The sequence below is a fragment of the Bacillus sp. FSL W8-1202 genome (genome assembly GCF_038006165.1).
GTDB lineage: Bacteria > Bacillota > Bacilli > Bacillales > Bacillaceae > Bacillus > Bacillus subtilis.
Map to the genome: position 1 here is coordinate 2,339,884 of NZ_JBBOUR010000001.1, position 22,493 is coordinate 2,362,376.

General features: G+C 44.9%; 27 protein-coding genes, 2 pseudogenes and 1 riboswitch. Of the genes and pseudogenes, 19 read left to right on the top strand and 10 right to left on the bottom strand.

Features of this window, described 5'->3' with window-relative positions:
• Positions 1-205: 205 nt before the first annotated feature.
• Both cwlQ and NSQ09_RS12130 read right to left on the bottom strand, forming a co-directional pair.
• Positions 206-940: a bifunctional muramidase/murein lytic transglycosylase gene (gene cwlQ / locus NSQ09_RS12125; RefSeq protein ID WP_041351533.1), complete on the bottom strand. Its 735-nt coding sequence runs from the start codon at positions 938-940 to the stop codon at positions 206-208.
• A 14-nt stretch (positions 941-954) separates the two neighbouring features.
• On the bottom strand, positions 955-1,527 hold the full coding sequence (locus tag NSQ09_RS12130) for a CYTH domain-containing protein (protein WP_015252351.1): 573 nt from the start codon (positions 1,525-1,527) through the stop codon (positions 955-957).
• 124 nt (positions 1,528-1,651) lie between these two features.
• Between NSQ09_RS12130 and NSQ09_RS12135 the strand changes: the two genes are divergently transcribed.
• Genes NSQ09_RS12135 through NSQ09_RS12150 form a run of 4 tightly spaced genes read left to right on the top strand, consistent with a single transcriptional unit; the run spans position 1,652 to position 4,417 of the window.
• A complete protein-coding gene (locus NSQ09_RS12135; RefSeq protein ID WP_003232922.1) occupies positions 1,652-2,020 on the top strand; it encodes a UPF0738 family protein in 369 nt (122 codons plus the stop codon).
• 28 nt (positions 2,021-2,048) lie between these two features.
• Positions 2,049-2,684: a GTP diphosphokinase gene (gene yjbM, locus NSQ09_RS12140; RefSeq protein ID WP_003245294.1), complete on the top strand. Its 636-nt coding sequence runs from the start codon at positions 2,049-2,051 to the stop codon at positions 2,682-2,684.
• An 18-nt stretch (positions 2,685-2,702) separates the two neighbouring features.
• On the top strand, positions 2,703-3,503 hold the full coding sequence (locus tag NSQ09_RS12145) for an NAD kinase (protein ID WP_003232918.1): 801 nt from the start codon (positions 2,703-2,705) through the stop codon (positions 3,501-3,503).
• 14 nt (positions 3,504-3,517) lie between these two features.
• Complete coding sequence (locus NSQ09_RS12150) at positions 3,518-4,417, top strand: RluA family pseudouridine synthase (protein WP_017695686.1); 900 nt, start codon at positions 3,518-3,520, stop codon at positions 4,415-4,417.
• Between the two features lie 12 nt (positions 4,418-4,429).
• Here the strand turns inward: NSQ09_RS12150 and prpE are convergent, their stop codons facing one another.
• Complete coding sequence (gene prpE / locus NSQ09_RS12155) at positions 4,430-5,164, bottom strand: bis(5'-nucleosyl)-tetraphosphatase PrpE (protein ID WP_015383361.1); 735 nt, start codon at positions 5,162-5,164, stop codon at positions 4,430-4,432.
• Between the two features lie 234 nt (positions 5,165-5,398).
• Between prpE and NSQ09_RS12160 the strand changes: the two genes are divergently transcribed.
• The 10 genes from NSQ09_RS12160 to cotO all read left to right on the top strand — a co-directional run bounded on the left by NSQ09_RS12160 (position 5,399) and on the right by cotO (position 14,391).
• On the top strand, positions 5,399-7,243 hold the full coding sequence (locus NSQ09_RS12160) for a monovalent cation:proton antiporter family protein (protein WP_017695687.1): 1,845 nt from the start codon (positions 5,399-5,401) through the stop codon (positions 7,241-7,243).
• Between the two features lie 61 nt (positions 7,244-7,304).
• Positions 7,305-7,413: riboswitch (TPP riboswitch) on the top strand.
• A 78-nt stretch (positions 7,414-7,491) separates the two neighbouring features.
• Complete coding sequence (gene tenA / locus NSQ09_RS12165; protein WP_014476446.1) at positions 7,492-8,202, top strand: thiaminase II; 711 nt, start codon at positions 7,492-7,494, stop codon at positions 8,200-8,202.
• The gene (gene tenI / locus NSQ09_RS12170) at positions 8,177-8,794 is read left to right on the top strand and encodes a thiazole tautomerase TenI (RefSeq protein ID WP_014479457.1); all 618 of its coding nucleotides are present in this window, start codon (positions 8,177-8,179) and stop codon (positions 8,792-8,794) included. Before tenA ends, tenI begins: the two co-directional genes overlap by 26 nt.
• Positions 8,778-9,887, top strand: coding sequence for a glycine oxidase ThiO (thiO, locus tag NSQ09_RS12175; protein WP_210216518.1), 1,110 nt, complete (start codon positions 8,778-8,780; stop codon positions 9,885-9,887). The genes tenI and thiO overlap by 17 nt, the downstream gene beginning before the upstream one ends.
• Positions 9,887-10,087 carry a sulfur carrier protein ThiS gene (thiS, locus tag NSQ09_RS12180; RefSeq protein WP_072173897.1) on the top strand — a complete coding sequence of 67 codons (201 nt, stop codon included), beginning with the start codon at positions 9,887-9,889 and terminating at the stop codon, positions 10,085-10,087. The genes thiO and thiS overlap by 1 nt, the downstream gene beginning before the upstream one ends.
• Positions 10,084-10,854 (top strand): thiazole synthase, encoded by a 771-nt coding sequence (gene thiG, locus NSQ09_RS12185; protein WP_129137584.1) that lies wholly within the window; start codon positions 10,084-10,086, stop codon positions 10,852-10,854. Before thiS ends, thiG begins: the two co-directional genes overlap by 4 nt.
• Positions 10,851-11,861, top strand: coding sequence for a thiazole biosynthesis adenylyltransferase ThiF (gene thiF / locus NSQ09_RS12190; RefSeq protein WP_341031521.1), 1,011 nt, complete (start codon positions 10,851-10,853; stop codon positions 11,859-11,861). Before thiG ends, thiF begins: the two co-directional genes overlap by 4 nt.
• 18 nt (positions 11,862-11,879) lie before the next feature.
• Entirely contained in the window at positions 11,880-12,695 is an 816-nt protein-coding gene (gene thiD, locus NSQ09_RS12195; protein ID WP_003245050.1) for a bifunctional hydroxymethylpyrimidine kinase/phosphomethylpyrimidine kinase, read from the top strand.
• 135 nt (positions 12,696-12,830) lie between these two features.
• Positions 12,831-13,607 (top strand): enoyl-ACP reductase FabI, encoded by a 777-nt coding sequence (gene fabI / locus NSQ09_RS12200; protein ID WP_003232896.1) that lies wholly within the window; start codon positions 12,831-12,833, stop codon positions 13,605-13,607.
• Positions 13,608-13,707: 100 nt separating this feature from the next.
• Positions 13,708-14,391, top strand: coding sequence for a spore coat protein CotO (cotO, locus tag NSQ09_RS12205; protein WP_128737751.1), 684 nt, complete (start codon positions 13,708-13,710; stop codon positions 14,389-14,391).
• 92 nt (positions 14,392-14,483) lie between these two features.
• Here the strand turns inward: cotO and cotZ are convergent, their stop codons facing one another.
• From cotZ to cotX (NSQ09_RS12220), 3 genes and pseudogenes are all read right to left on the bottom strand, one after another.
• Positions 14,484-14,930 (bottom strand): spore coat protein CotZ, encoded by a 447-nt coding sequence (gene cotZ / locus NSQ09_RS12210; protein WP_003244982.1) that lies wholly within the window; start codon positions 14,928-14,930, stop codon positions 14,484-14,486.
• 127 nt (positions 14,931-15,057) lie between these two features.
• Positions 15,058-15,546 carry a spore coat protein CotY gene (gene cotY / locus NSQ09_RS12215; protein ID WP_003239243.1) on the bottom strand — a complete coding sequence of 163 codons (489 nt, stop codon included), beginning with the start codon at positions 15,544-15,546 and terminating at the stop codon, positions 15,058-15,060.
• 151 nt (positions 15,547-15,697) lie between these two features.
• A pseudogene (cotX, locus tag NSQ09_RS12220) lies at positions 15,698-16,015 on the bottom strand (spore coat protein CotX); the annotation flags it as partial.
• A gap of 97 nt (positions 16,016-16,112) precedes the next feature.
• Here cotX (NSQ09_RS12220) and NSQ09_RS12225 point away from each other — a divergent pair.
• On the top strand, positions 16,113-17,360 hold the full coding sequence (locus NSQ09_RS12225; protein ID WP_031600262.1) for an IS256-like element ISBsu2 family transposase: 1,248 nt from the start codon (positions 16,113-16,115) through the stop codon (positions 17,358-17,360).
• A gap of 5 nt (positions 17,361-17,365) precedes the next feature.
• Here the strand turns inward: NSQ09_RS12225 and cotX (NSQ09_RS12230) are convergent.
• From cotX (NSQ09_RS12230) to cotV, 3 genes and pseudogenes are all read right to left on the bottom strand, one after another.
• Positions 17,366-17,593 (bottom strand): annotated as a pseudogene (gene cotX, locus NSQ09_RS12230) (spore coat protein CotX); the annotation flags it as partial.
• A 100-nt stretch (positions 17,594-17,693) separates the two neighbouring features.
• Positions 17,694-18,008 (bottom strand): spore coat protein CotW, encoded by a 315-nt coding sequence (gene cotW, locus NSQ09_RS12235; protein ID WP_024572403.1) that lies wholly within the window; start codon positions 18,006-18,008, stop codon positions 17,694-17,696.
• 41 nt (positions 18,009-18,049) lie between these two features.
• Positions 18,050-18,436, bottom strand: a complete 387-nt coding sequence (cotV, locus tag NSQ09_RS12240; protein WP_003244871.1) for a spore coat protein CotV — start codon at positions 18,434-18,436, stop codon at positions 18,050-18,052.
• Between the two features lie 159 nt (positions 18,437-18,595).
• Here cotV and yjcA point away from each other — a divergent pair, with 159 nt between their 5' ends.
• The 4 genes from yjcA (at position 18,596) to spoVIF (ending at position 20,058) form a co-directional block, all read left to right on the top strand.
• Positions 18,596-18,952, top strand: coding sequence for a sporulation protein YjcA (gene yjcA, locus NSQ09_RS12245; protein ID WP_003232879.1), 357 nt, complete (start codon positions 18,596-18,598; stop codon positions 18,950-18,952).
• 281 nt (positions 18,953-19,233) lie between these two features.
• Positions 19,234-19,440, top strand: a complete 207-nt coding sequence (locus NSQ09_RS12250; protein ID WP_017695696.1) for a hypothetical protein — start codon at positions 19,234-19,236, stop codon at positions 19,438-19,440.
• An 81-nt stretch (positions 19,441-19,521) separates the two neighbouring features.
• Positions 19,522-19,671, top strand: a complete 150-nt coding sequence (gene yjcZ / locus NSQ09_RS12255; protein WP_003232872.1) for a sporulation protein YjcZ — start codon at positions 19,522-19,524, stop codon at positions 19,669-19,671.
• A 132-nt stretch (positions 19,672-19,803) separates the two neighbouring features.
• On the top strand, positions 19,804-20,058 hold the full coding sequence (spoVIF, locus tag NSQ09_RS12260) for a sporulation-specific transcription regulator SopVIF (protein WP_003232870.1): 255 nt from the start codon (positions 19,804-19,806) through the stop codon (positions 20,056-20,058).
• A 73-nt stretch (positions 20,059-20,131) separates the two neighbouring features.
• On the opposite strand, the gene NSQ09_RS12265 is transcribed toward spoVIF, so the two are convergent.
• Positions 20,132-22,411: an ATP-dependent helicase gene (locus NSQ09_RS12265; protein ID WP_341031528.1), complete on the bottom strand. Its 2,280-nt coding sequence runs from the start codon at positions 22,409-22,411 to the stop codon at positions 20,132-20,134.
• Between the last annotated feature and the right edge of the window lie 82 nt (positions 22,412-22,493).

Genomic DNA, 22,493 nt, shown 5'->3' on the forward strand with positions numbered 1-22,493 from the left:
AAAAAGTAATTTTCTGTATTTCATTGTTTCATCTAGATTTATTTTAGCAACAAGGCATCATTTCTACAAACAAACTGCCTTTTATGCGTTTGATGACTCATTTCGGCTGACAGCCGGGGTTTGTATTTCATATCATATCACATAAAAATCAGGAATGCGTAAGATTTCACTTCGCAAAAAAACCAGAGGGAAAGAGCACCTCTGGTTACGCGTAATAAGCTGAAGTTATTTTTTTTACATAGTTTTGCGTTTCTTGGAAAGGAGGAATGCCTCCGTATCGGTCAACATTCCCCGGTCCGGCGTTGTAAGCCGCTAATGCCATAGACACATTGCCGTCGTATTTATCCAGCATTTGTTTTAAATATTTCGTTCCGCCCTCCACATTTTGCTGCGGATCAAGCGGATTGGAAACGCCAAGTGAGCTTGCTGTTGACGGCATCAGCTGCATGAGGCCCATCGCACCTGCTCCGCTGACCGCTTTTGCATTAAAGCCTGATTCCTGTTTGATGACGGCACGGATCAGTTTTTCATCAACGCCATATTTATCAGCGGCTTTTTTAATCGCACTGTCAATAGAAAAGTCTCCCGAACTGATCTGATTTGCTTCATGTTTGTTTGAAGCTGAATCTGCAGCAGCTGTTTCAGTGCTTTCTGCCGCTTTTGTGATTGAACCTGAATTGCTGCTCGTATATGAGTTAAGCCCATACGCTGAAAGCAGTGACGGCGCTGTTGTATTCGCGCTGTTCAGCATGCTGAGCGGGCTTGGCGATGAAGAAGGTGCTGATTGCTGAGATGCCAGACCGTTTGTATATTGGCTGAGCAAAGAACTGAAACTTGAAAGCGGGCTTTCCGTATTCTGATTGTCCGAGCTGCTGCGTGCATTAGATATGGACTGTAGTGCCTGAAGCTGAAGTAAAGCTGCCCAATTCGTTACATTCACGATGTCATTCCACCTTATATAGACTTTCGTTTTTCTTCATAAAAACGCAGAATTTTATTTTTGGTTTCGCGCTGAGGAATGCTGAATTGCTGAAGCAGCTTCTCGAAGGCTTGTCTGCCCTCATGCCAATCCGCCGCCTCAAATTCAATTTCATAGTCCTCTTTATTTAAATATCGGCTGTGGTCTAAAACTATTAAGCCTTTTTCTGTTTCTTTTTCCGCACGGTTTGTTGCTAAAGATCCAAAGTATTGAATGGCATCCGTATCGATCTGAAGCTTGTGCAGCTGGTCCTTCACGGGGCCCTCGGGAACTGAAAATCCAGCGAGATCTGATACCTCTGAAAGCTGCTGGTGCGTTTCCAGAAGCCCCACATCCGCCGGCTCCTTTAATGTAAGGACATACTTTCCGTTTTTTCTGCGGATACGAAGCGCAGCATGTTTTTGTTTCAGCGCGAAGCTGTCTGTATCAAAATAATGATTCTTTTGATCTGTAAAATCTTTTTCCGTCAGCTGGAGTGCCGCTGCTATGTTTTTGAATTCTTGTTTGGTCAGCATGTTTTTAAATTCGATTTCAATTTCTTGGCTCATGATGCTCTTCCTTTCCGCCCTGTAAATCTTATTTTTACTATTATCTCTTTAGATGTTAGGTTTATCAATATCGAGCTCGATATGATAAAATGAATCTGTACTTTGTTTAAAAAAGGAGAGCATTATGCAAAACAGAATCGAAATTTTGAATGCAACATTATCGGATGATCAGCTTCGCCTTGCCTGTCAGACAGAAGGAAACGAAGCGGAACGCAAGCCGTCAGGTCAAATGCTTGTTGATTCTGACCACTTTGCTTTTGTATACATACTTGAATTAGCTGATTCTTTTGAATATGTCATTATAAAGGAACATGTATGGCCGGAACTGAAGCAGGCCCATGCACAAAAAATACCGGTTGTTTTAGAGGCAGGAGACCAAACAATTGAACTGGCAGGCCTGCATGAGGAGCTGGAATATCTTTTAGAAAATATAAAAGATAATGCAAACTATGGAGAAGAAATGGAAGAAAAAGTGAAACGCGTGTTTTTATAGAAACTGGTTCGGAATTGGGGGATGTATGATGGATGACAAACAATGGGAGCGTTTTTTAGTGCCGTACCGCCAGGCTGTCGAAGAGTTGAAAGTGAAGCTCAAGGGGATCCGCACACTATATGAATACGAGGACGACCATTCACCGATCGAATTTGTGACCGGACGCGTCAAGCCTGTGGCGAGCATACTTGAAAAAGCGAGACGGAAAAGCATACCGCTGCATGAAATTGAAACCATGCAGGACATTGCTGGCCTTAGAATCATGTGCCAATTTGTCGATGACATCCAAATCGTAAAAGAGATGCTTTTTGCCAGAAAAGATTTCACCGTTGTGGATCAGAGGGATTATATTGCGGAACATAAAGAGAGCGGATACCGATCATACCATCTTGTTGTGCTGTACCCTTTGCAGACGGTATCCGGAGAAAAGCATGTTCTCGTAGAAATACAGATCCGTACACTGGCGATGAATTTTTGGGCGACCATTGAGCATTCATTGAATTATAAATACAGCGGAAACATTCCTGAAAAAGTAAAACTAAGGCTTCAGCGCGCTTCTGAAGCGGCTTCCCGGCTTGATGAAGAGATGTCGGAGATCAGGGGTGAAGTACAGGAAGCTCAAGCTGCCTTTTCAAGAAAGAAAAAAGGAAGCGAGCAACAATAGGTAAAGGGGAAGAAGAGCATGAAATTTGCCGTATCATCAAAAGGAGATCAAGTTTCTGATACGCTGAAAAGCAAAATACAGGCGTATTTATTGGATTTTGATATGGAACTAGATGAAAATGAACCGGAAATCGTTATTTCAGTCGGAGGCGACGGAACGCTTTTGTATGCTTTTCACAGATACAGCGACCGCTTGGACAAAACAGCATTTGTCGGCGTTCACACAGGTCATCTGGGTTTTTATGCCGACTGGGTTCCTCATGAAATTGAAAAACTTGTTCTTGCCATCGCGAAAACGCCGTATCATACAGTCGAATATCCGCTTCTCGAAGTCATTGTGACCTATCACGAAAACGAGCGGGAAGAAAGATACTTAGCTTTGAATGAATGTACGATTAAAAGCATCGAAGGAAGCCTTGTTGCAGATGTGGAAATCAAAGGGCAGCTCTTTGAAACCTTCCGGGGCGACGGCCTCTGCCTGTCAACTCCATCAGGCAGCACAGCCTACAATAAGGCGCTGGGCGGAGCGATTATCCATCCGTCTATCAGGGCGATCCAGCTTGCGGAAATGGCTTCAATTAATAACCGCGTGTTCCGTACGGTCGGGTCACCTCTGCTTCTCCCATCCCATCATGATTGCATGATTAAGCCGAGAAACGAAGTTGACTTTCAAGTGACGATTGACCATTTAACCCTTCTCCATAAGGATGTAAAGTCGATCCGCTGCCAGGTTGCATCCGAAAAAGTGCGGTTTGCGAGATTCCGTCCGTTTCCATTTTGGAAAAGAGTCCAGGATTCGTTTATTGGAAAAGGTGAATAGAAAGAGGACATATCGTGGAGCATTTTTTTATCAGAAAGAACATTACTTCCGCTGAGGACGGGATGACTGTAAAAGAATATGCCGGTGAACTGGGAATTTCGAAACGTCTGCTGACCGATATTAAGTTTGGCGGGGGAGACCTGCAGATTAACGGTGAGCATGTGACGGTCAAATACGTTTTGAAAGAGGGAGATCTTCTTATCGTGAAGTTTCCTGAGGAACAGGTGAGCGAGACGCTGCTGGCAGAGCCTGTTCCGCTCGATATCCTTTATGAGGATGAACATGTGCTTGTGATAAACAAGCAGCCGTATGTGTCATCAATCCCTTCGAGAGAGCACCCCTCCGGCAGCATTGCCAATGGAATTATTGATCATTATCAAACAACCGGAGTGAGGGCGACAGTACATCTTGTCACCCGGCTAGACCGGGATACATCAGGTGTCATGCTTGTTGCCAAGCATCGATTTGCCCACTCCATTTTATCGTCTGCGCAAAAAAACGGCCTTGTGAAACGCCGGTATGCGGCAGTGGTTCACGGGCGGATGGCACAGATGGAGGGAACAGTCGATGCTCCGATTGGCAGACATCCTGACAGTATTATTGAACGGACGGTAACGCCAGACGGCCAGAAGGCTGTTACTCATTTTTACGTCACATGTGCAAATGACGACATGACCTCGGTGGCATTGCAGCTTGAGACTGGACGAACCCATCAAATTCGTGTTCATATGAGCTATCTCGGGCACCCGTTGTGCGGCGATACACTGTACGGCGGAACGAGACAGAAAATTGGCCGACAGGCTCTGCACAGCGAGCATCTTTCATTTATCCATCCGCTGACACAGGAGAACATGACGTTTCATGCTCCACTGCCTCAGGATATGAGAAAACTGATAAAAGGAGAGAATCATTGATTCTCTCCTTTTTTATATGGGGCGAAATCTTGATTCGTCGTAAGGCAGGGAGCTTGGCACAGAGACGGTTTCTATTTCTGGAAAGCGAAAGCCTGTCAGTTGATTTCCGAACACGCAGCCTGTATCAATGTTGATGGTGCGATTGACCTTCCGAGGCTCTTTCACAGGTGTATGACCGTATACCACCCAAGCCTTTCCATTATAGGCTGCCGCCCAATCACGTCTGACGGGTCTGCCGTCCGGATATGTTTCACCCGTCACGTCACCGTAAAGCACAAAGTCCTTCACTCTGCGGGTATATTTGCCGATATCGTCAGCTCTTATGCCAGCATGGGCGACAACTAATTCTCCATTATGTAAGATGTCGTAAAGCGGCGCTGTTTCGTACAGCTTCATAAACTGTTCGCTGACTGCTTTTCTCTCATCTTTGGAAAGTTCCTCAAGCTCTGCCGCTGTTGTTTCGAGACCATGCATCACTTTTACCGGATTTCCTTTTAAGTAACGATATAATTTATTGCAATGGTTTCCCGGGACATAACGTACAGCGCCTTTTTCGTAAGCGCCGGCTACAAATCGGATGACTTCTATCGATTTAGGCCCTCTGTCAGTTAAATCTCCGGCAAAAACAAGCACCCTGCCTTCTTCATGGACAGGTACTCCATTTTTGATTGTATAGCCAAGCTTTTGGATTAATGCAGTCATTTCGTCATAGCAGCCATGAATATCGCTGATGATATCGTAAGCCATGCGGTATCCTCCTTACCGATTGTTTTATTTATTATGAAGCAAAGTGTTGTGAGTCATCACAAGCTTTTATGTGCAAATTATAGAAGAAGAATCATTTTCTAAACAGGATTAAGACCTTATCACTTTATTTTTCATCATCACCCTTGTTAAAATCGCGTTATGTTTTTTAAAAATGAGGTTTTGTTCTCTGAGTGAGAACTGGCATAACCCTGACTTAAAAAGGAGGTTCTGATTATGGCGCATACATCTGTCGCATCTTTAGTTGTTGTACTTATCGTTGCATTTTTGACACCCATCCTTTTGCATCGGTTTAAACTCAGCATCCCGGTTGTTGTTGCTGAAATCATTATGGGGCTGATTATTGGGAAAAGCGGCCTTAATTTAGTTGTGGAGGGTGACACCTGGCTCCAAACACTCTCTATGCTCGGATTTATCTTTTTAATGTTTTTAAGCGGGCTTGAAATTGATTTTTCGTCGTTTGAGAAAGGAAAGAAAAAGCAGTTCCTGCCGAATGGCAAGGAAGCGCCGAATACGTTTGCTGCGGCATCTGTTATTTTCGTCGGTATTTTTATTTTATCATTGCTCTTGTCCTATGGGTTCGTCTTGGCCGGATTTATCCAAAATGCATTTTTGATGACCCTGATTATTTCAACGATTTCATTAGGCGTTGTCGTTCCAACATTAAAAGAAGAACGGATCATGAATTCGAATATCGGGCAGATTATTTTGCTTGTTGCTGTTATTGCTGATTTGGCCACGATGATTCTTCTTGCTGTTTTTTCTTCTTTATACGGAGAGGACAGCGGAAACATGTGGCTCCTGATGATCCTGTTTGCGGCCGGAGTGGTGCTTTACTTTTTCGGCCGGGTCTTCAAACATCGCTCTTTTGTTCAATCCATGTCAAAAGGAACGATCCAGATCGGGACGCGTGCCATTTTTACGTTAATTATTGTACTCGTTGCCCTGTCTGAATCACTTGGGGCGGAAAATATTCTCGGCGCTTTCTTAGCGGGGGTTCTCGTTTCCCTGCTTTCGCCAAACAAAGAACTTGTTCAGCAGCTGGATTCATTTGGTTATGGGTTCTTAATACCGATTTTCTTTGTGATGGTCGGTGTGAAGCTTGATATTTGGACTCTTTTTCAGGATAAAACAATTTTAATCATGATTCCGCTCCTGCTGCTGGCGCTGTTAGTCAGCAAAATCATTCCTGTCATGTACCTAAAGAAGTGGTATGATAACCGAACCATTTTCGCGTCTGGCTTCTTGCTGACATCAACGCTTTCGCTCGTGATTGCCGCTGCAACAATCGGGCAGCAGCTTCACGTGATCAGCGCAAATATGTCAGGAGCGCTCATTTTAGTAGCCGTCATTGCAAGTATTTTTACGCCGATCTGTTTTAAAAAATTATACAAACGGGAAGAGCAGCCGGAGGAGAAAAAGACGATTACGTTCATTGGCGCCAATCAAATGACTTTGCCTGTTACACTCGAATTGCCAGAGGAAGAGTATGACGTGCGTGTTGTACACGTCTACCAAGAGAATGCGGAGGAAAAGCTGTCAGAATCAGTGTTTGCTGTTGAAACAATTTCTGACTATGAACACGAGACGCTTGAATCACTCGGCATTTTTGAAACGGATATCCTCGTTGTGGCGACAGGAAATGAAGATATGAATGCAGACATTTCATTACTTGCAAAAGATAAAGGCACAGAAAGAGTCATTGCAAGCGTAGGATCACCGGAGCATGAAGCAGCTCTGAAGGAGCAGGGAATCAGCATCTTTTCTATTCTGCTGTCGACAAAAACGCTGCTTCGCGCACTGATTGAAGCGCCTGGCGTCATGAAGCTGCTCACGAACCAAGAGTCTTCGCTGTATCAAATTAATATGGAGAACAGTAAATATGATGGTGTCATTTTACGGGAATTCCCTTTAACAGGTGACGTCATCTTTGTCAGGATCTTCAGAGGTGTGGACAGCATCGTTCCTCATGGGGATACGAGGCTGAAACTTGGAGACCGTTTAATTGTCACCGGATCTCGGGGGTACGTAACGGATCTTAAGAAAACATTGGAAGGATAAATCTTGACCAAATAAGGATTCGTGTTAATATAGAGATGCAGAACAATTCAATATGTATTCGTTTAACCACTAGGGGTGTCCTTCATAAGGGCTGAGATAAAAGTGTGACTTTTAGACCCTCATAACTTGAACAGGTTCAGACCTGCGTAGGGAAGTGGAGCGGTATTTGTGTTATTTTACTATGCCAATTCCAAACCACTTTTCCTTGCGGGAAAGTGGTTTTTTTATTTTCAGAGGGGGAATGATTTGTGAAGTTTTCAGAAGAATGCCGCAGCGCAGCCGCAGAATGGTGGGAGGGGAGCTTTGTCCATCCGTTCGTTCAAGGAATCGGTGACGGAACGCTTCCGATTGACCGTTTTAAATACTACGTACTTCAGGATTCCTATTATTTAACGCATTTTGCAAAGGTGCAGTCATTTGGCGCAGCTTATGCGAAGGACCTTTTTACAACGGGGCGGATGGCAAGCCATGCCCAAGGTACATATGAGGCGGAAATGGCGCTTCATCGCGAGTTTGCCGAGCTGTTGGAAATCAGCGAGGAAGAGCGTAAGGCGTTTAAGCCGTCTCCTACAGCGTACTCTTATACATCCCATATGTACCGTTCGGTTTTGAGCGGGAATTTCGCAGAAATCTTAGCGGCCCTGCTGCCATGCTACTGGCTTTATTACGAGGTTGGTGAGAAATTGCTGCATTGCGATCCTGGGCATCCGATTTATCAAAAGTGGATTGGGACGTACGGCGGTGACTGGTTTAGACAACAGGTTGAGGAGCAAATCAACCGCTTTGATGAGCTGGCGGAAAACAGCACGGAGGAAGTGCGTGCCAAGATGAAAGAGAATTTTGTCATCTCCAGCTACTATGAATATCAATTTTGGGGAATGGCCTATCGAAAAGAAGGCTGGTCTGACAGCGCCATAAAAGAGGTGGAGGAATGTGGAGCTTCACGCCATAACGGATGACAGCAAGCCGGTAGAAGAGCTAGCGAGAACCATCATTTCGATTCAGAATGAAGTTGATTTTATTCACATTCGGGAACGCTCAAAATCGGCGGCGGATATTCTGAAACTGCTCGAGCTTATTTTTGAAGGCGGTATAGATAAACGAAAACTGGTGATGAACGGGCGCGTGGATATTGCACTTTTCTCTACTATTCACCGCGTGCAGCTGCCAAGCGGCAGCTTTTCACCGAAGCAGGTCAGAGCCAGATTTCCACACCTTCATATCGGGAGGTCGGTGCATTCACTGGAGGAAGCGGTTCAAGCAGAAAAGGAAGACGCGGACTACGTGCTGTTCGGCCATGTGTTTGAAACGGATTGCAAAAAGGGTCTTGAAGGCAGAGGAGTATCTTTGCTGTCAACTATCAAACAGCGGATTTCCATCCCGGTTATAGCCATCGGGGGGATGACGCCGGACAGGTTAAGAGACGTAAAACAAGCAGGGGCAGACGGCATCGCTGTTATGTCAGGAATTTTCTCTTCCGCTGAGCCCTTGGAAGCAGCCAGACGATATTCCCGCAAGCTAAAGGAGATGCGCTATGAAAAGGCATTATGAAGCAGTGGTGATTGGAGGCGGAATTATCGGTTCCGCGATTGCTTATTATTTGGCAAAGGAAAACAAAAGCACCGCATTGTTTGAAAGCGGAACAATGGGCGGCAGAACGACAAGTGCCGCTGCCGGAATGCTGGGCGCCCATGCCGAATGCGAGGAACGTGACGCGTTTTTTGATTTCGCCATGCACAGCCAGCGTCTGTACAAAGGTCTTGGAGAAGAGCTTTATGCATTATCCGGTGTGGATATCAGGCAGCATAACGGCGGTATGTTTAAGCTTGCATTTTCTGAAGAAGATATGTTGCAGCTGAGACAGATGGACGATTTGGACTCTGTCAGCTGGTATTCAAAAGAAGAGGTGTTAGAAAAAGAGCCGTATGCGTCTGGTGACATCTTTGGTGCATCTTTTATTCAGGATGATGTGCATGTGGAGCCTTATTTTGTTTGCAAGGCATATGTGAAAGCAGCAAAAATGCTTGGGGCGGAGATTTTTGAGCATACGCCTGTCCTGCATGTCGAACGTGACGGTGAAGCCCTGTCCATCAAGACCCCTAGCGGAGACGTATGGGCTAATCATGTTGTCGTTGCCAGCGGGGTGTGGAGCGGAATGTTTTTTAAACAGCTTGGACTGAACAATGCTTTTCTCCCTGTAAAAGGGGAGTGCCTGTCCGTTTGGAATGATGATATCCCGCTGACAAAAACGCTTTACCATGATCACTGCTATATCGTACCGAGAAAAAGCGGCAAACTGGTTGTCGGCGCGACAATGAAGCCGGGAGACTGGAGTGAAACACCGGATCTTGGCGGATTGGAATCGGTTATGAAAAAAGCAAAAACGATGCTGCCGGCTATACAGAATATGAAGGTGGATCGTTTTTGGGCGGGACTCCGGCCGGGAACAAAGGATGGAAAACCGTACATCGGCAGACATCCTGAGGACAGCCGTATTTTATTTGCGGCGGGCCATTTCAGAAATGGGATCCTGCTTGCTCCCGCAACGGGCGCTTTGATCAGTGATCTCATCATGAATAAAGAGGTCAACCAAGACTGGCTGCACGCATTCCGAATTGATCGCAAGGAGGCGGTTCAGATATGATGCTACAGCTGAACGGTAAAGACGTGAAGTGGGAAAAAGACACAGGTACAATTCAAGACCTGCTGGCGTCGTATCAGCTTGAAAATAAAATCGTTATCGTGGAAAGAAATAAAGAAATAATCGGGAAAGAACGCTATCACGAGGTTGAGCTTTGTGATCGTGATGTCATTGAAATTGTCCATTTTGTAGGAGGCGGATGAGCATGTTAACAATTGGCGGAAAATCATTTCAATCAAGATTGCTGCTGGGCACGGGGAAATACCCATCGTTTGACATTCAAAAGGAAGCAGTAGCTGTTTCCGAGTCTGATATTTTAACCTTTGCTGTGCGGAGAATGAACATCTTTGATGCATCTCAGCCGAATTTTCTGGAACAGCTTGATTTATCCAAATATACGCTTTTGCCGAATACAGCGGGCGCCAGCACTGCTGAAGAAGCGGTTCGGATTGCAAGGCTGGCAAAAGCGTCAGGCCTTTGTGACATGATTAAAGTTGAAGTCATCGGATGCAGCCGTTCCTTGCTGCCTGACCCTGTTGAGACATTAAAAGCGTCTGAACAGCTTCTTGAAGAAGGCTTTATTGTGCTCCCGTACACGTCGGATGACGTTGTGCTGGCGAGAAAGCTGGAAGAGCTCGGCGTTCATGCCATCATGCCGGGTGCATCTCCGATTGGATCAGGACAAGGAATCTTAAATCCTTTGAATCTGTCGTTTATTATTGAACAGGCGAAAGTGCCGGTCATCGTGGATGCTGGAATCGGCTCGCCTAAAGATGCGGCATACGCAATGGAGCTTGGAGCGGATGGCGTACTGCTCAATACGGCTGTATCGGGAGCTGACGATCCTGTGAAAATGGCTCGTGCCATGAAGCTCGCGGTGGAAGCAGGACGCCTTTCTTATGAGGCGGGCCGAATCCCGCTTAAGCAATACGGAACGGCAAGCAGTCCGGGAGAAGGTCTTCCTGTATGACGGGCAGGTATTCAAGGCAGGAGCTGTTTGCTCCGATCGGCCCATCCGGCCAGAAAAAATTGAAAGAAGCGCGCGCCGTGATTATCGGCGCCGGCGCGCTCGGAACAGCCAGTGCAGAAATGCTGGTGAGAGCGGGAGTCGGCTCTGTGAAAATTGCCGACAGAGATTATGTTGAATGGAGCAACCTCCAGCGCCAGCAGCTTTATACAGAAGATGATGTCAAAAAAGAAATGCCGAAAGCAGCCGCTGCGGAGCGCCGTCTCCGTTCGATTAACAGCGATGTTGATGTGACCGGCCTTGTCATGGATGTGACAGCAGAAAATATCTTCGAGCTGATTAGGGATGCATCAATTATAGTGGATGCGGCTGATAATTTTGAAACTCGCCTGATCGTAAATGATGCTGCGGTAAAGGAAGGGATTCCTTTTCTTTACGGTGCCTGTGTAGGGAGCTACGGCCTTACCTTTACCGTGGTGCCGGGTTCTACTCCTTGCCTGCATTGCTTGCTCGATACACTTCCGATTGGCGGAGCAACATGTGACACAGCCGGCATCATCAGTCCGGCTGTTTTGCAGGTAGCAGTCTTTCAGGTAACAGATGCACTGAAGCTGCTGACGGGAGGGGAGTGCGAGCCGGTGCTGCGCTCCTTTGATTTGTGGAAAAATGAGCGGTCAGAAGTGAGAGCGGCCAGTCTCAAACATGACGCATGCCCAAGCTGCGGCACAAAGGATTTTCCGTTTTTGTCATATGAAAATCAAACAAAAGCGGCTGTATTGTGCGGCAGGAACACGGTGCAGATCAGATCATCTATTACGAAAGAAGCGGATCTTGAAGCGCTTGCCGTTCAGCTGAGGCAGGCCGGGCTTGAAGTAGCTGCGAACCCGTATTTAATTTCCTGCCGCTCGGATGATATGAAAATGGTGCTGTTCCGGGACGGCAGAGCTTTGATCCATGGAACAAATGATATTGCCCGGGCAAAATCCATTTATCATAAATGGATCGGGTAATAAAAGGAGTGTAGTGTAATGAGTATATATAAAGCATTGACAATCGCCGGATCAGATTCAGGCGGCGGCGCAGGGATACAGGCTGATATTAAAACCTTTCAAGAGCTTGATGTATTCGGAATGTCTGCGATTACGGCGGTAACCGCTCAAAATACGCTTGGCGTTCACGGTGTGCATCCGCTGACTGTAGAGACGTTGAGACAGCAAATTGACGCTGTTGCTGAGGATTTGAGACCGGATGCAGTTAAGACGGGAATGCTCTGGAATGCCGACATGATTGAAGAAGTGGCAAGAAAAATTGACGAGTACGGATTCAATCGTGTAATTGTTGATCCGGTTATGATCGCAAAGGGCGGGGCATCCTTGCTGCGTGATGAGTCAGTTGCCACCTTAAAGGAGTTGCTCATTCCAAGAAGCTACGCGATTACGCCGAATGTCCCGGAAGCAGAAACGCTGACAGGAATGACAATCAGCTCGCTGGATGACCGGAAAAAAGCAGCGGAGCAGCTCGTCAAGATGGGTGCGCAGCATGTCATTATCAAAGGCGGGCACCAGCCTGAAGACAATCACATTACTGACCTTCTTTTTGATGGCAGCATGTTTATGCAAATCACCCATCCTTATATCAATACGAAGCATACGCATGGCACAGGCTGCACCTTTGCTGCGGCTTTAACGGCCCAAACGGCTAAAGGAGACAGCATCCATCAGGCATTTGAGGTTGCGGCCAACTTTGTCCGTGAAGCGGTGGAAAATACGCTCGGCATCGGATCGGGACACGGGCCGACAAACCATTTCGCTTTTAAACGAAACAGCTTAAATACAAGCCGATGAGATCACCAGCTGATGGTGATCTCTTTTGCGTTTGCTACGGTATGCGCTTTTCATCTGGACAAGGTTATGATATGATAGGAATTAAGATCAGGTACTAATACTATGTCTTTATTAAATATAGGAGGCTTTATACATATGAATTTTTCACTTGAAGGCCGCAACATTGTTGTGATGGGGGTAGCCAACAAACGCAGCATCGCCTGGGGCATTGCGCGTTCTTTACACGAAGCGGGTGCACGTTTGATTTTCACATACGCTGGTGAACGCCTGGAGAAATCCGTTCACGAGCTTGCCGGAACATTAGACCGCAACGATTCCATCATCCTCCCTTGCGATGTTACAAACGACGCAGAAATCGAAACTTGCTTCGCAAGCATTAAGGAGCAGGTCGGTGTAATCCACGGTATCGCGCATTGTATCGCGTTTGCCAACAAAGAAGAGCTTGTCGGCGAATACTTAAACACAAATCGTGACGGCTTCCTTTTGGCTCATAACATCAGCTCATATTCTCTGACTGCTGTTGTCAAAGCGGCACGTCCGATGATGACTGAAGGCGGAAGCATTGTCACTTTGACGTACCTTGGCGGAGAGCTTGTGATGCCAAACTACAACGTCATGGGTGTAGCAAAAGCTTCTCTTGATGCAAGTGTGAAATATTTAGCTGCTGACTTAGGAAAAGAAAATATCCGCGTCAACAGCATTTCTGCCGGCCCGATCAGAACATTATCTGCTAAAGGCATCAGCGATTTCAACTCTATCTTAAAAGACATCGAAGAGCGTGCACCGCTTCGCCGCACGACAACACCTGAAGAAGTGGGCGATACAGCTGCGTTCTTGTTCAGCGATATGTCCCGCGGGATTACAGGTGAAAATCTTCACGTTGATTCAGGTTTCCATATCACTGCCCGCTAAGCAGGATCTACATCAAGCAATCCCGAATAGGGATTGCTTTTTTATTTCTTCTGATTTTCAGCTTTCTGTCATATAGATAGAATATGACACAATCGGAGGGATGAAGATGTCTAATAAGAAAAGAAACGCGGATAAAAAACCGCTCATGTATATTGTTCAGCCGGATTATGCAGAAACTACAAGGTCATCCATGCAGGAGATTGTCATCAAAAGAAAGGCCGACAAACCCGCTCCGCCAAAAGCTGAGGAAAAGCCGGCTTACCATGAGAAGCAGCAGGAGGAAGCCGTGGCACAGGATGTCCTGCAAGAAGACCAAAAGCCTGCAGCCGAACCAGTGAGTCAGCAAACACAAGAGGTGAGAGAGCCAGAGAACATAAAAAGCCAGGAGGAACAGAAAGCAGAGCCGCAGGCCGTAGAAGAAACCGTCGAACACGAGCCCCCGAAAGCAGAAAAAAAGGAAGAGCCTGCACTTGAGGCCCGGAAGCCTGAGAAAGAACCGGAAGCTGTCCATAGTGCTGATAAAGCGGAGGAAAAAGCACCGCCGGCACGAAAAGTGAAAAAACCGATGAGCAAGATGACGATCCACGAAAAAATTGATTTTTTAACAAAGCTGCCTCATAACATGCCGAGAGCGCTTTGTTTGATTGAAGCCAATGGAAGAACGTACAGGGGCGTGATTGTCGGAAGAAGAAATGATTCCGTCCTGCTTCGAACAACAGGAAACGGAGCCCCAACCGAACTGGCAATCGATGATATTACCTCTTTGCACCCGCTCGGTTTTTAACGAAAAAGAAAAAAGCTGCCCGGCTGATGTTGCCGGACAGCTTTTTTACATAGAGAAAAGCCTGCAGGCCTGCAAGCTTTTCCAGCTTATGATTAATGATGATGTGTACGATTGATTAATCGAGGATTTAAGCAGTTGATTGCGCAGAAGCAGTCTAAGTCAACTTCAATACAGTAGTTCGTTTTTTCGAGTCGGAACACTTCACACACCGTATCTTTATCGGTGAAGTCCAAAATGTGTTTGTGTTCGTCAAATGCGATTAATAATGACAGTGTTGCGCAGCTTCCATGCACTCTTTCAACCCTGAAAAATACTGTATTAAAGCAAGGGCCGTTATCGAGTTCGCCGACATTTCCGAAGGCGACTAATGGCGTTGATTTTGATGTAAATATTGCAAAAGGCACTGTGTCGCCTAACGAATGGCTTACAGATAAAAGCTTAGAGTGGCAGCCTGTCGGGCAGTCTTCTTCAACAGCGTTTTGCAGATCTTCAATATTTTCTACAGCTTCACGCACGCAGCTTGATGTTTTCTGGCTCATATTATCCCTCCTGCCTTATAAATTTGAGACTGGCGAAATGATGGAGAGTCAGCTGCCTCACGCTGGAAGCAGCTGAATGATTTGCACCTGTAATAGAGTTTGGAAGGGGATTCCTCTTTACAAGTGTTTATCCATTGTGATGATGCTTTTTATCTTTATGAGGCGATGTTCTGTCAACTAGCTCTGGTGACAGGCACTGAATCGCGCAGAAGCATCCGAGATCCACTTCAATGCAGAAATCTGTTTTTTCTAGCCCGAAGAAATCCGGGTCGCAAGGGTGGCAAACACTTAAGGTATCGCCTTTGACATCGACCGGGCGTAAAATAGAAAGTGTTGCACAGCAATCGCATAATTTTTCGACGCGGAAGAAAATGGATTCAAAGCATTGCATATCATCCACAAATCCCCCCACGTTTCCGAATGTGGAGAACAATCCGCCTTTTTTATCAAAAACGAGAAACGGAATTGTGTCTTTTCCAGCAATCGTAGGGTTTAAAAGGTTGGTATAGCAGCCAGTCGGACACTGTTCTTCAACTGCCTCCTGCTCTGCTAAAATCTTTTCCACTGCATCGCATACACAGTTCTCATGCCGGCCATGGGTTTTTCCGCAGCTCATTGATTTCAGCTCCTTCTTTATAGGGTATTTGACTTTAGTCCTTAACAACATATGTACCCGTGCCCCACTTGGTGTGGGTGAACGTCTATATATTCATCATATGCTTGGAAAATAAGAAAAAGCAGAGCGTTTTTAGCTCTGCTTTTAGGTTCTAGAGGACAAGAGTGATAACTAGGATGGCTACGAGTGTATTTGTTGCTGTAGAGATAAGGGTTGCGATATCGGCATCTACTGTTGTGACGTTTACGCCGCGGGAACATTCGATGAGAAGTTTTTGGCGGTTTACTTGTTTGTTGGCTGTAAGCTGTAACAAATCTTGTGCGACTAATTCGGCAATTACGCCGTCTGCAATTGATGTCAGAGTTGCCGTTACGACAGCGGCATTAAGTGCTGTTACAACTGATGTTACGGCTTGAACGTCTGTAGATGTAACATTGATGTCACAAGAATCTCTAATAATAATCGTTTCAGGGAGTGTAATATTAACTGTGTAAGTAAGGAATGCGTACGGTTCCTTACTCACACAGTTTTTTATTTGATAGAATAATAAGTATAAAGCTAAAGGAGTGGTTTCAGTGGGGAAATTGAAAAGAGATCCGAACTCCGTAGAATTAGCTAACAAGATTATCGAACAGTATCAGCCTAAATCAGTAGAAGATATGCAAGAAGCATTAAAAGACATATTTGGTCCCATGTTTGAGTCAATGCTAAAAGGTGAAATGAATCACCATTTGGGCTATGAATCCAATGACAAGGGAGAAAAAGAAACAAGAAATAGAAGAAATGGATATGGCAAAAAGATCGTGAAAACAACAGCAGGAGAAGTTGAAATTGCAGTCCCCCGTGATCGTGATGGTTCATTTGAACCGCAGTTGATTCCAAAGCGTAAAAGAGATGTATCCTCTATAGAGGATAAGGTCATTTCGATGTATGCCAGAGGAATGTCACAACGAGACATTTCTTCCACGATAGAAGACATCTATGGCTTTTCTGTATCTCATGAAATGGTATCCGACATTACGGATACTGTACTTCCTAATTTAGAAGAGTGGCAAAATCGTCCCTTAAGTAACTGTTACCCTTTTGTGTTTGTCGATTGTCTTTACACAACCATTCGTAATGACTATGAAACGAAGAAGTATGCCGTTTACACAATACTAGGATATACCATAGAAGGTAAAAAGGACATTCTAGGTTTGTGGTTGAATGAAACGGAAAGTAAACATAAATGGATGCAAATTTTTGATGAAATCAAATCTCGTGGTGTAGAAGATATCTTCTTTCTCTCAATGGATGGCGTTAGTGGTCTGGAAGAAGGAGCACGTGCGATTTTTCCTGATGTGACCGTACAGAGATGTATTGTTCATTTAATTCGAAATTCGATTAAGTATATACCAAGTAAAGACTACAAGCCTTTTACTGCTGCCTTAAAGAAAGTGTATGGAGCTCCAAGCCTTAAGGCTTGTCACAGTGCATTTGAATCTTTTGAAAAGCAGTGGTCTACGTACCCTGGAGCTGTAGACGTATGGAAACGAAACTTTTCTCATGTGGAACAACTTTTCGATTATGGTGGTAATATTCGTAAAATCATGTACACTACAAATGCCGTTGAAAGTATCCACTCTAGCTTTCGAAAAGTCACGAAAAAAGGAGCATTCCCCCATGAGAATGCCCTATTAAAAATATTGTTTTTACGAACAAAAGAATTAGAAAAGAAATGGGATGGTGGACGCATCCAGCAATGGGCTATGGTCATGAATCAACTATTAGTTCATGACCACCTAAAGGAACGTGTGAAGAAATATCTAGAATAACTTACACACTTTTCTTGACAAGCCCTCGTTTCATCTGATACTTGTTTGTTGAGATTTGCTTGAGCTAGATCTTGGTCGATGAAGGCGTTGTCGTTGCCAAAAAAACCATTGCCATTACAGCAAACGTCGCAATGACATTTTCTTTCGTGTTTTTCTTTATCTTTCTCTTTGTCATCTAACGGATGGTCACAGTCAGGATCAAGTGCAACCCAAGAATATGGTCTGCTTTCCATATCTATTCCTCCTTTTCTTTTACTGTTATTAAATGAGCGAGCCTCTTATTTTGACTGAGTCATATATCCTGATGAAGAACCCTATTTTTTTTATGATTGGCTAATTGTTATCGTTTTTCCGTCTTTGTCTGATCTGTTCAATGAGCTGCTCTCTGCGGCTTAGCGGTTTTGTGTTTTGCTCTTGCACGGCTGCTTCTTCTTTTTTCTTCTTTTGGTTTTCTATTAGCGCTTGTGATTTAGCTTGTAAGTCTTTTACAAGATTTAAGAGCATTTCTTTTTCTTCGTCTGATACTTTTTTCATTTTGTCTTTCGTGACACCATGTTTAGAAAATATATTTTGGACCAGCATTTTCGTCATTGGATCAACTTCTGGAAGCTTTGCAAGCTCTTCTTTGAATTTATCGTTATCTGACATTTGTTTTCACCTCGTCTTTTAAGTTTGTGAAAAAGAAAGGGTTAAAGGACGTCAAGTTCACTGAGAATGCTGTTTAACACCTGAAGCAAGATTTGTACAAAGGTTATTATCTCGTCGGCAGACAAAGTAATTTTGATGTTGCGGCTGTTAATAATTTTAATGATGGTTCTTTTTTTGATTTGGGAGCTATCGAGAATAAGAATTTCACTTGCCACTGCGTCAGCCAAATCCTCGTCGGCGATGACGAGCTGAGTCGCCACGATAATCATGGTTGTCACAAAGGCTTGTATAGAAAGGGCAGCTGTTATATGTGACGTGTCAATTGTGATATTTTCGCAATCAATCACTTCGATCTGCTGTTCGAATTCGCTTGATAATTGCTCAAATATTGCAGGGTGCAGGGATTCGACTTTTTCTTCAAATGACATAACCTTCACTCCTTTCTTATCCATACTCTATATAATGCAAATGGGGTGCAGAGCGGAATAATAAAAATAACCAATTTTCTGCCGGACAAGATACAATTCATGAAGAATAGGGTTTTGGCATATATGTGAAGGGATCATGATTGGCAAAGGAGTGAACGAGTGGTTATAAATGGGCTGACAATTGTTCTTCTATCGCTTGCGGTCTTTCGGCTCGCCCGCCTGCTGGTGTTTGACACGATTATGGCGCCGCTTCGCAGTCTGTTTCATGAAGAGAAGGAAGAAAAGGATGCGGACGGGAATATTCAAACCTATATCGTGATTAAAGGAACCGGTGTCAGGGCGTTTATTGGTGAATTGCTGAGCTGCTATTGGTGCACAGGCGTGTGGTGCGCCGGCTTTTTGATTTTATGCCAGGCGTTGATCCCGCAAGCGGCGCAGTGGCTGATTTTACTTTTGGCGATCGCCGGCCTTGCCGGCATCATAGAAACGCTCGTATCAAAATGGCTGCAAGAATAAGGCGTTACCACCAGCAACTTTCTGTCAGAATACGCATAAAGTAGCATATATGACATAAGGAAAGGAAGGGGACAAAAATGAATCAACATAATAAACCTTCCCAAAAATCTCCATATACAGATTCATCGTATCAATCAAAAAAGATAAAAAAGAAAGGCTGCGGGTGCGGAAATAAAAAGAAAAAGCCTCAATAGCCTGGCAAAGAAACCGGAGAACTCCGGTTTTTTGTTTTTTTAACGGGGCGGCCTCGCTCAGCATATATCATAAGCGGGGGGATAAAAGTGAATGAGTTTGAAAAATGGATAGAAGGAAGATATGAACCACACGAACAAAAGCAAAAAGAGTATGAAGACACGATGGGCCGTATCAGAAAAGACTTGGATGCATTTGATAAAGCCGGTCTGGAATTTGAAGATGAGATTGAAGAGCTGGCTGAAAAAACGGAGGCCTTACTTAAAAAACATCAAGCTCAATATGATCAATCGTAAATCCGCAAACGCCCTATGCGAATATCCAAGCCGATCCAAGCAGCTCACATAGTGTATAGAGAGTAAAGGAGGTGCTTATCTATGGGCTTTGGATACGGATTCGGCGGCGGCTACGGCGGCGGCTGTTATGGCGGTTATGCTGGCGGTTACGGCGGCGGCTATGGTTCAACATTTGTTTTGTTGGTCGTATTATTCATTCTCCTCATCATCGTAGGTGCATCTTTCTTTTAAGATGTATTGAGGAAGTACGGGTTATAACCCGTGCTTCCTTGCCTTGTGTTTATTTTTAAAAATGTTGGAAAAGCACATTGTATTATGTGCATTCATACAATACCGTATTACTCCGCCAAAAGGAGGCGCATTATGGATAATCAATTTTTTAAGAACATCGAAAAGAAAACAGGTGTGAAGATGCAGGATGTAATGAATCTTGCCGGATCACTCCAAAACGCTAATTTTAAAGATGAAAATACAGTCCGCAGTGTGATTAACCGCGTAGCGCAGATGGCAAACAGACGCGTGCCAAAAGAATTAGAAGATAAAATTGTGGAATCTATTACAAGCGGAAAAGAAAAGCTTGATTTTGGCACGATTTCTAAAATGATGGATAATAAATAAGTGGATGGCCTGGCTGACTCACTGCAGCGGGCCTTTTTTTACAGTAAAAACCCGGCAGTAATCTGCCGGGCTGTTAATGATGCAAGGGCTGTCTTGCTTTCTGTAGCAGGGGATACAAAAATCTTGAGCGGTTGGCTGTTTTGCCGCGTCTGTTAGCGGGGCAAGACAAATATAAATGCTGTTTCGCCCGGGTCATGGCTACATATAAAAGGCGTCTTTCCTCCTCAAGAGCGGCCTCGTCTCCTTTTCTTGCCGTTTCTAATGAGAAATCGTGCGGAATCGAGCCGTCTACAGTGCCTAACACGTAGACTGTTTTGAATTCAAGGCCTTTTGACCGGTGAATGGTCATCAGCTGAACGCCATGTTCATCCGTTCTGTTTTTCTCAGCGGCCCTCATATGGTCTACGTGGGCAAGAAAGTCAGGAATCGTTTTGAACTTCTTGGCGACAACCTTGATGTCGCGCAGGTCATCGGAACCTTTTTCCAGCTTGTTGCCCTCATTGCCCCGCTTTTTTAAATACTCGGAGAAGCCCATTTTTCCTTCTGCAAAGGTGATGGCTTCTACGGGCTTCATTGTGCGGAGGCTTGCGAAAAACGGTACGATTTTCTTGATTTTGTCCAGCTGGAATGGCTTCAGATCAGGCAATTTGGCCAGCGCTTTGATCATGGTACAGTCCTCTGTAATCGAGAGGGCCTTCAGCGTATTCAAAGCGGACTGTTTTAAAAACAAGGCGGGAAGCAAGTGTTTAATCGCCTCGGTGTCATCCTCATTTTGGCTGGCATACAAGTAGGCGAGAATCTGGCGGACGATCCGTCTGCTGTAAAACGATTGGACGCCGCGGTCAGCTGTATACGGAATTGACGATTGATGAAGCCTTTCATATATAGCACGGCCTCCGCTGTTTGTGCGGTAAAGAACCGCAAAGTCTTCTGGACTGGCTCCATTTTGAATTTTTTCTTTGATATCGGAAACGACCATTGTGGCTTCTTCCTCTTCATCATAAGGATAAAACAGCACAGGGACCTGAATGTCATCGCGGGCCGCTTCAAGCGTTTTGGCATATCTGTTTTTGTTCTTTTTCACAACGATATCAGCACTAGAGACGATCGGGTGCGTAGACCTGTAGTTCGCAGTTAAATAGATCGTCTTCGCTCCCGGATAATCCTTTTGAAAATCAAGAATGAAAGACGGATTGCTTCCGCGAAACGCGTAGATGGACTGGTCATCGTCTCCGACACAGCACAGGTTTTGCTCCGGACTGGCGAGCATTTGCATGATTTTGTATTGAACCGGATTAATGTCCTGAAACTCATCAATTAAGATATACGTAAACCGAGATTGATATTGTTCCAGAAGGTCAGGCCGCTCGATAAACAATTCATAGCAGGCTGAAGCCATGTCATCAAAATCAAATTGGCTGTGTTCTTTTTTCTGGCGTTCATAATGTTCATATAAACGATAAACTTGTTTTTCCCACTCATCTTTTAGAGGGATGCGTTCATTTGGGACATAAGTGTTTTTCCAAAAACCGATCTGCTGCAGGGCTTGGTCAACTGGGAATTCTTTCTCATCGATGTCCTCTTCATAGAGTGCTTTTTTGATATATTGTTCCCGCTGCCACTCCATTTTCAGCAGATGCTCACCGTTCCATTTAGCAGAATTAGAGTGATACAAGATCTTATAAAACAGACTGTGGAATGTTCCTGTCACAAGTCTTCTGACTTTTGCCGGCTGTAATCCGTACTGGTTGGCCATACGCTCTTTCATTTCAGCGACAGCTTTTGTTGTAAAGGTGACAAGCAGCATATTTTCAGGCGGTATGCCTAAGTGTTCGATCATGTGGGCGGCACGGGCTGTCAGCACCCGTGTTTTTCCGCTCCCCGCACCTGCAAGCACGAGCAGCGGGCCCTCTGTTTCCGTGACAGCTTTCAGCTGATCCGTGTTTAAACCGACAGACGGAAAAAGGCTCGTATCGGGTTTTATTGTTTTTGGCACAAATGGTGTTCCTGGTTTAATGCTTCTAGGACGGTGCCATTCCGTAACAGCTGGGGACGGGTCAGCGGCGATCGCTTTTCCCTTGGGTAAACGAATGACACCAGATTCCTGATCGTCTTCTTTTTTTTCCTCTTTAGAGGGCTTCGGTTCGCACGCCTCCTCACATGCCGGAAAATCGCCTGGCTGGCGATGGATAAACTCTGGCGGATCGGCGATGTTAAGCCGTAACAAAACGGGCTTTCCGCAATGAGAACAAAATAAATGTCCTTTTATTCCCTCTTCAAAGAGGAATTGATAATGTTCTCTCGAATATGTATGTAAATGTATGATTCTATCATTCAGTCGGGCGCATTTCAAAAAGGGGTCCTCCCAATCAAAAGGTGTTCATTACAGACAATGACTATCATATCAAAAGAAATGTGTTTCAAAAAGTAAGTTT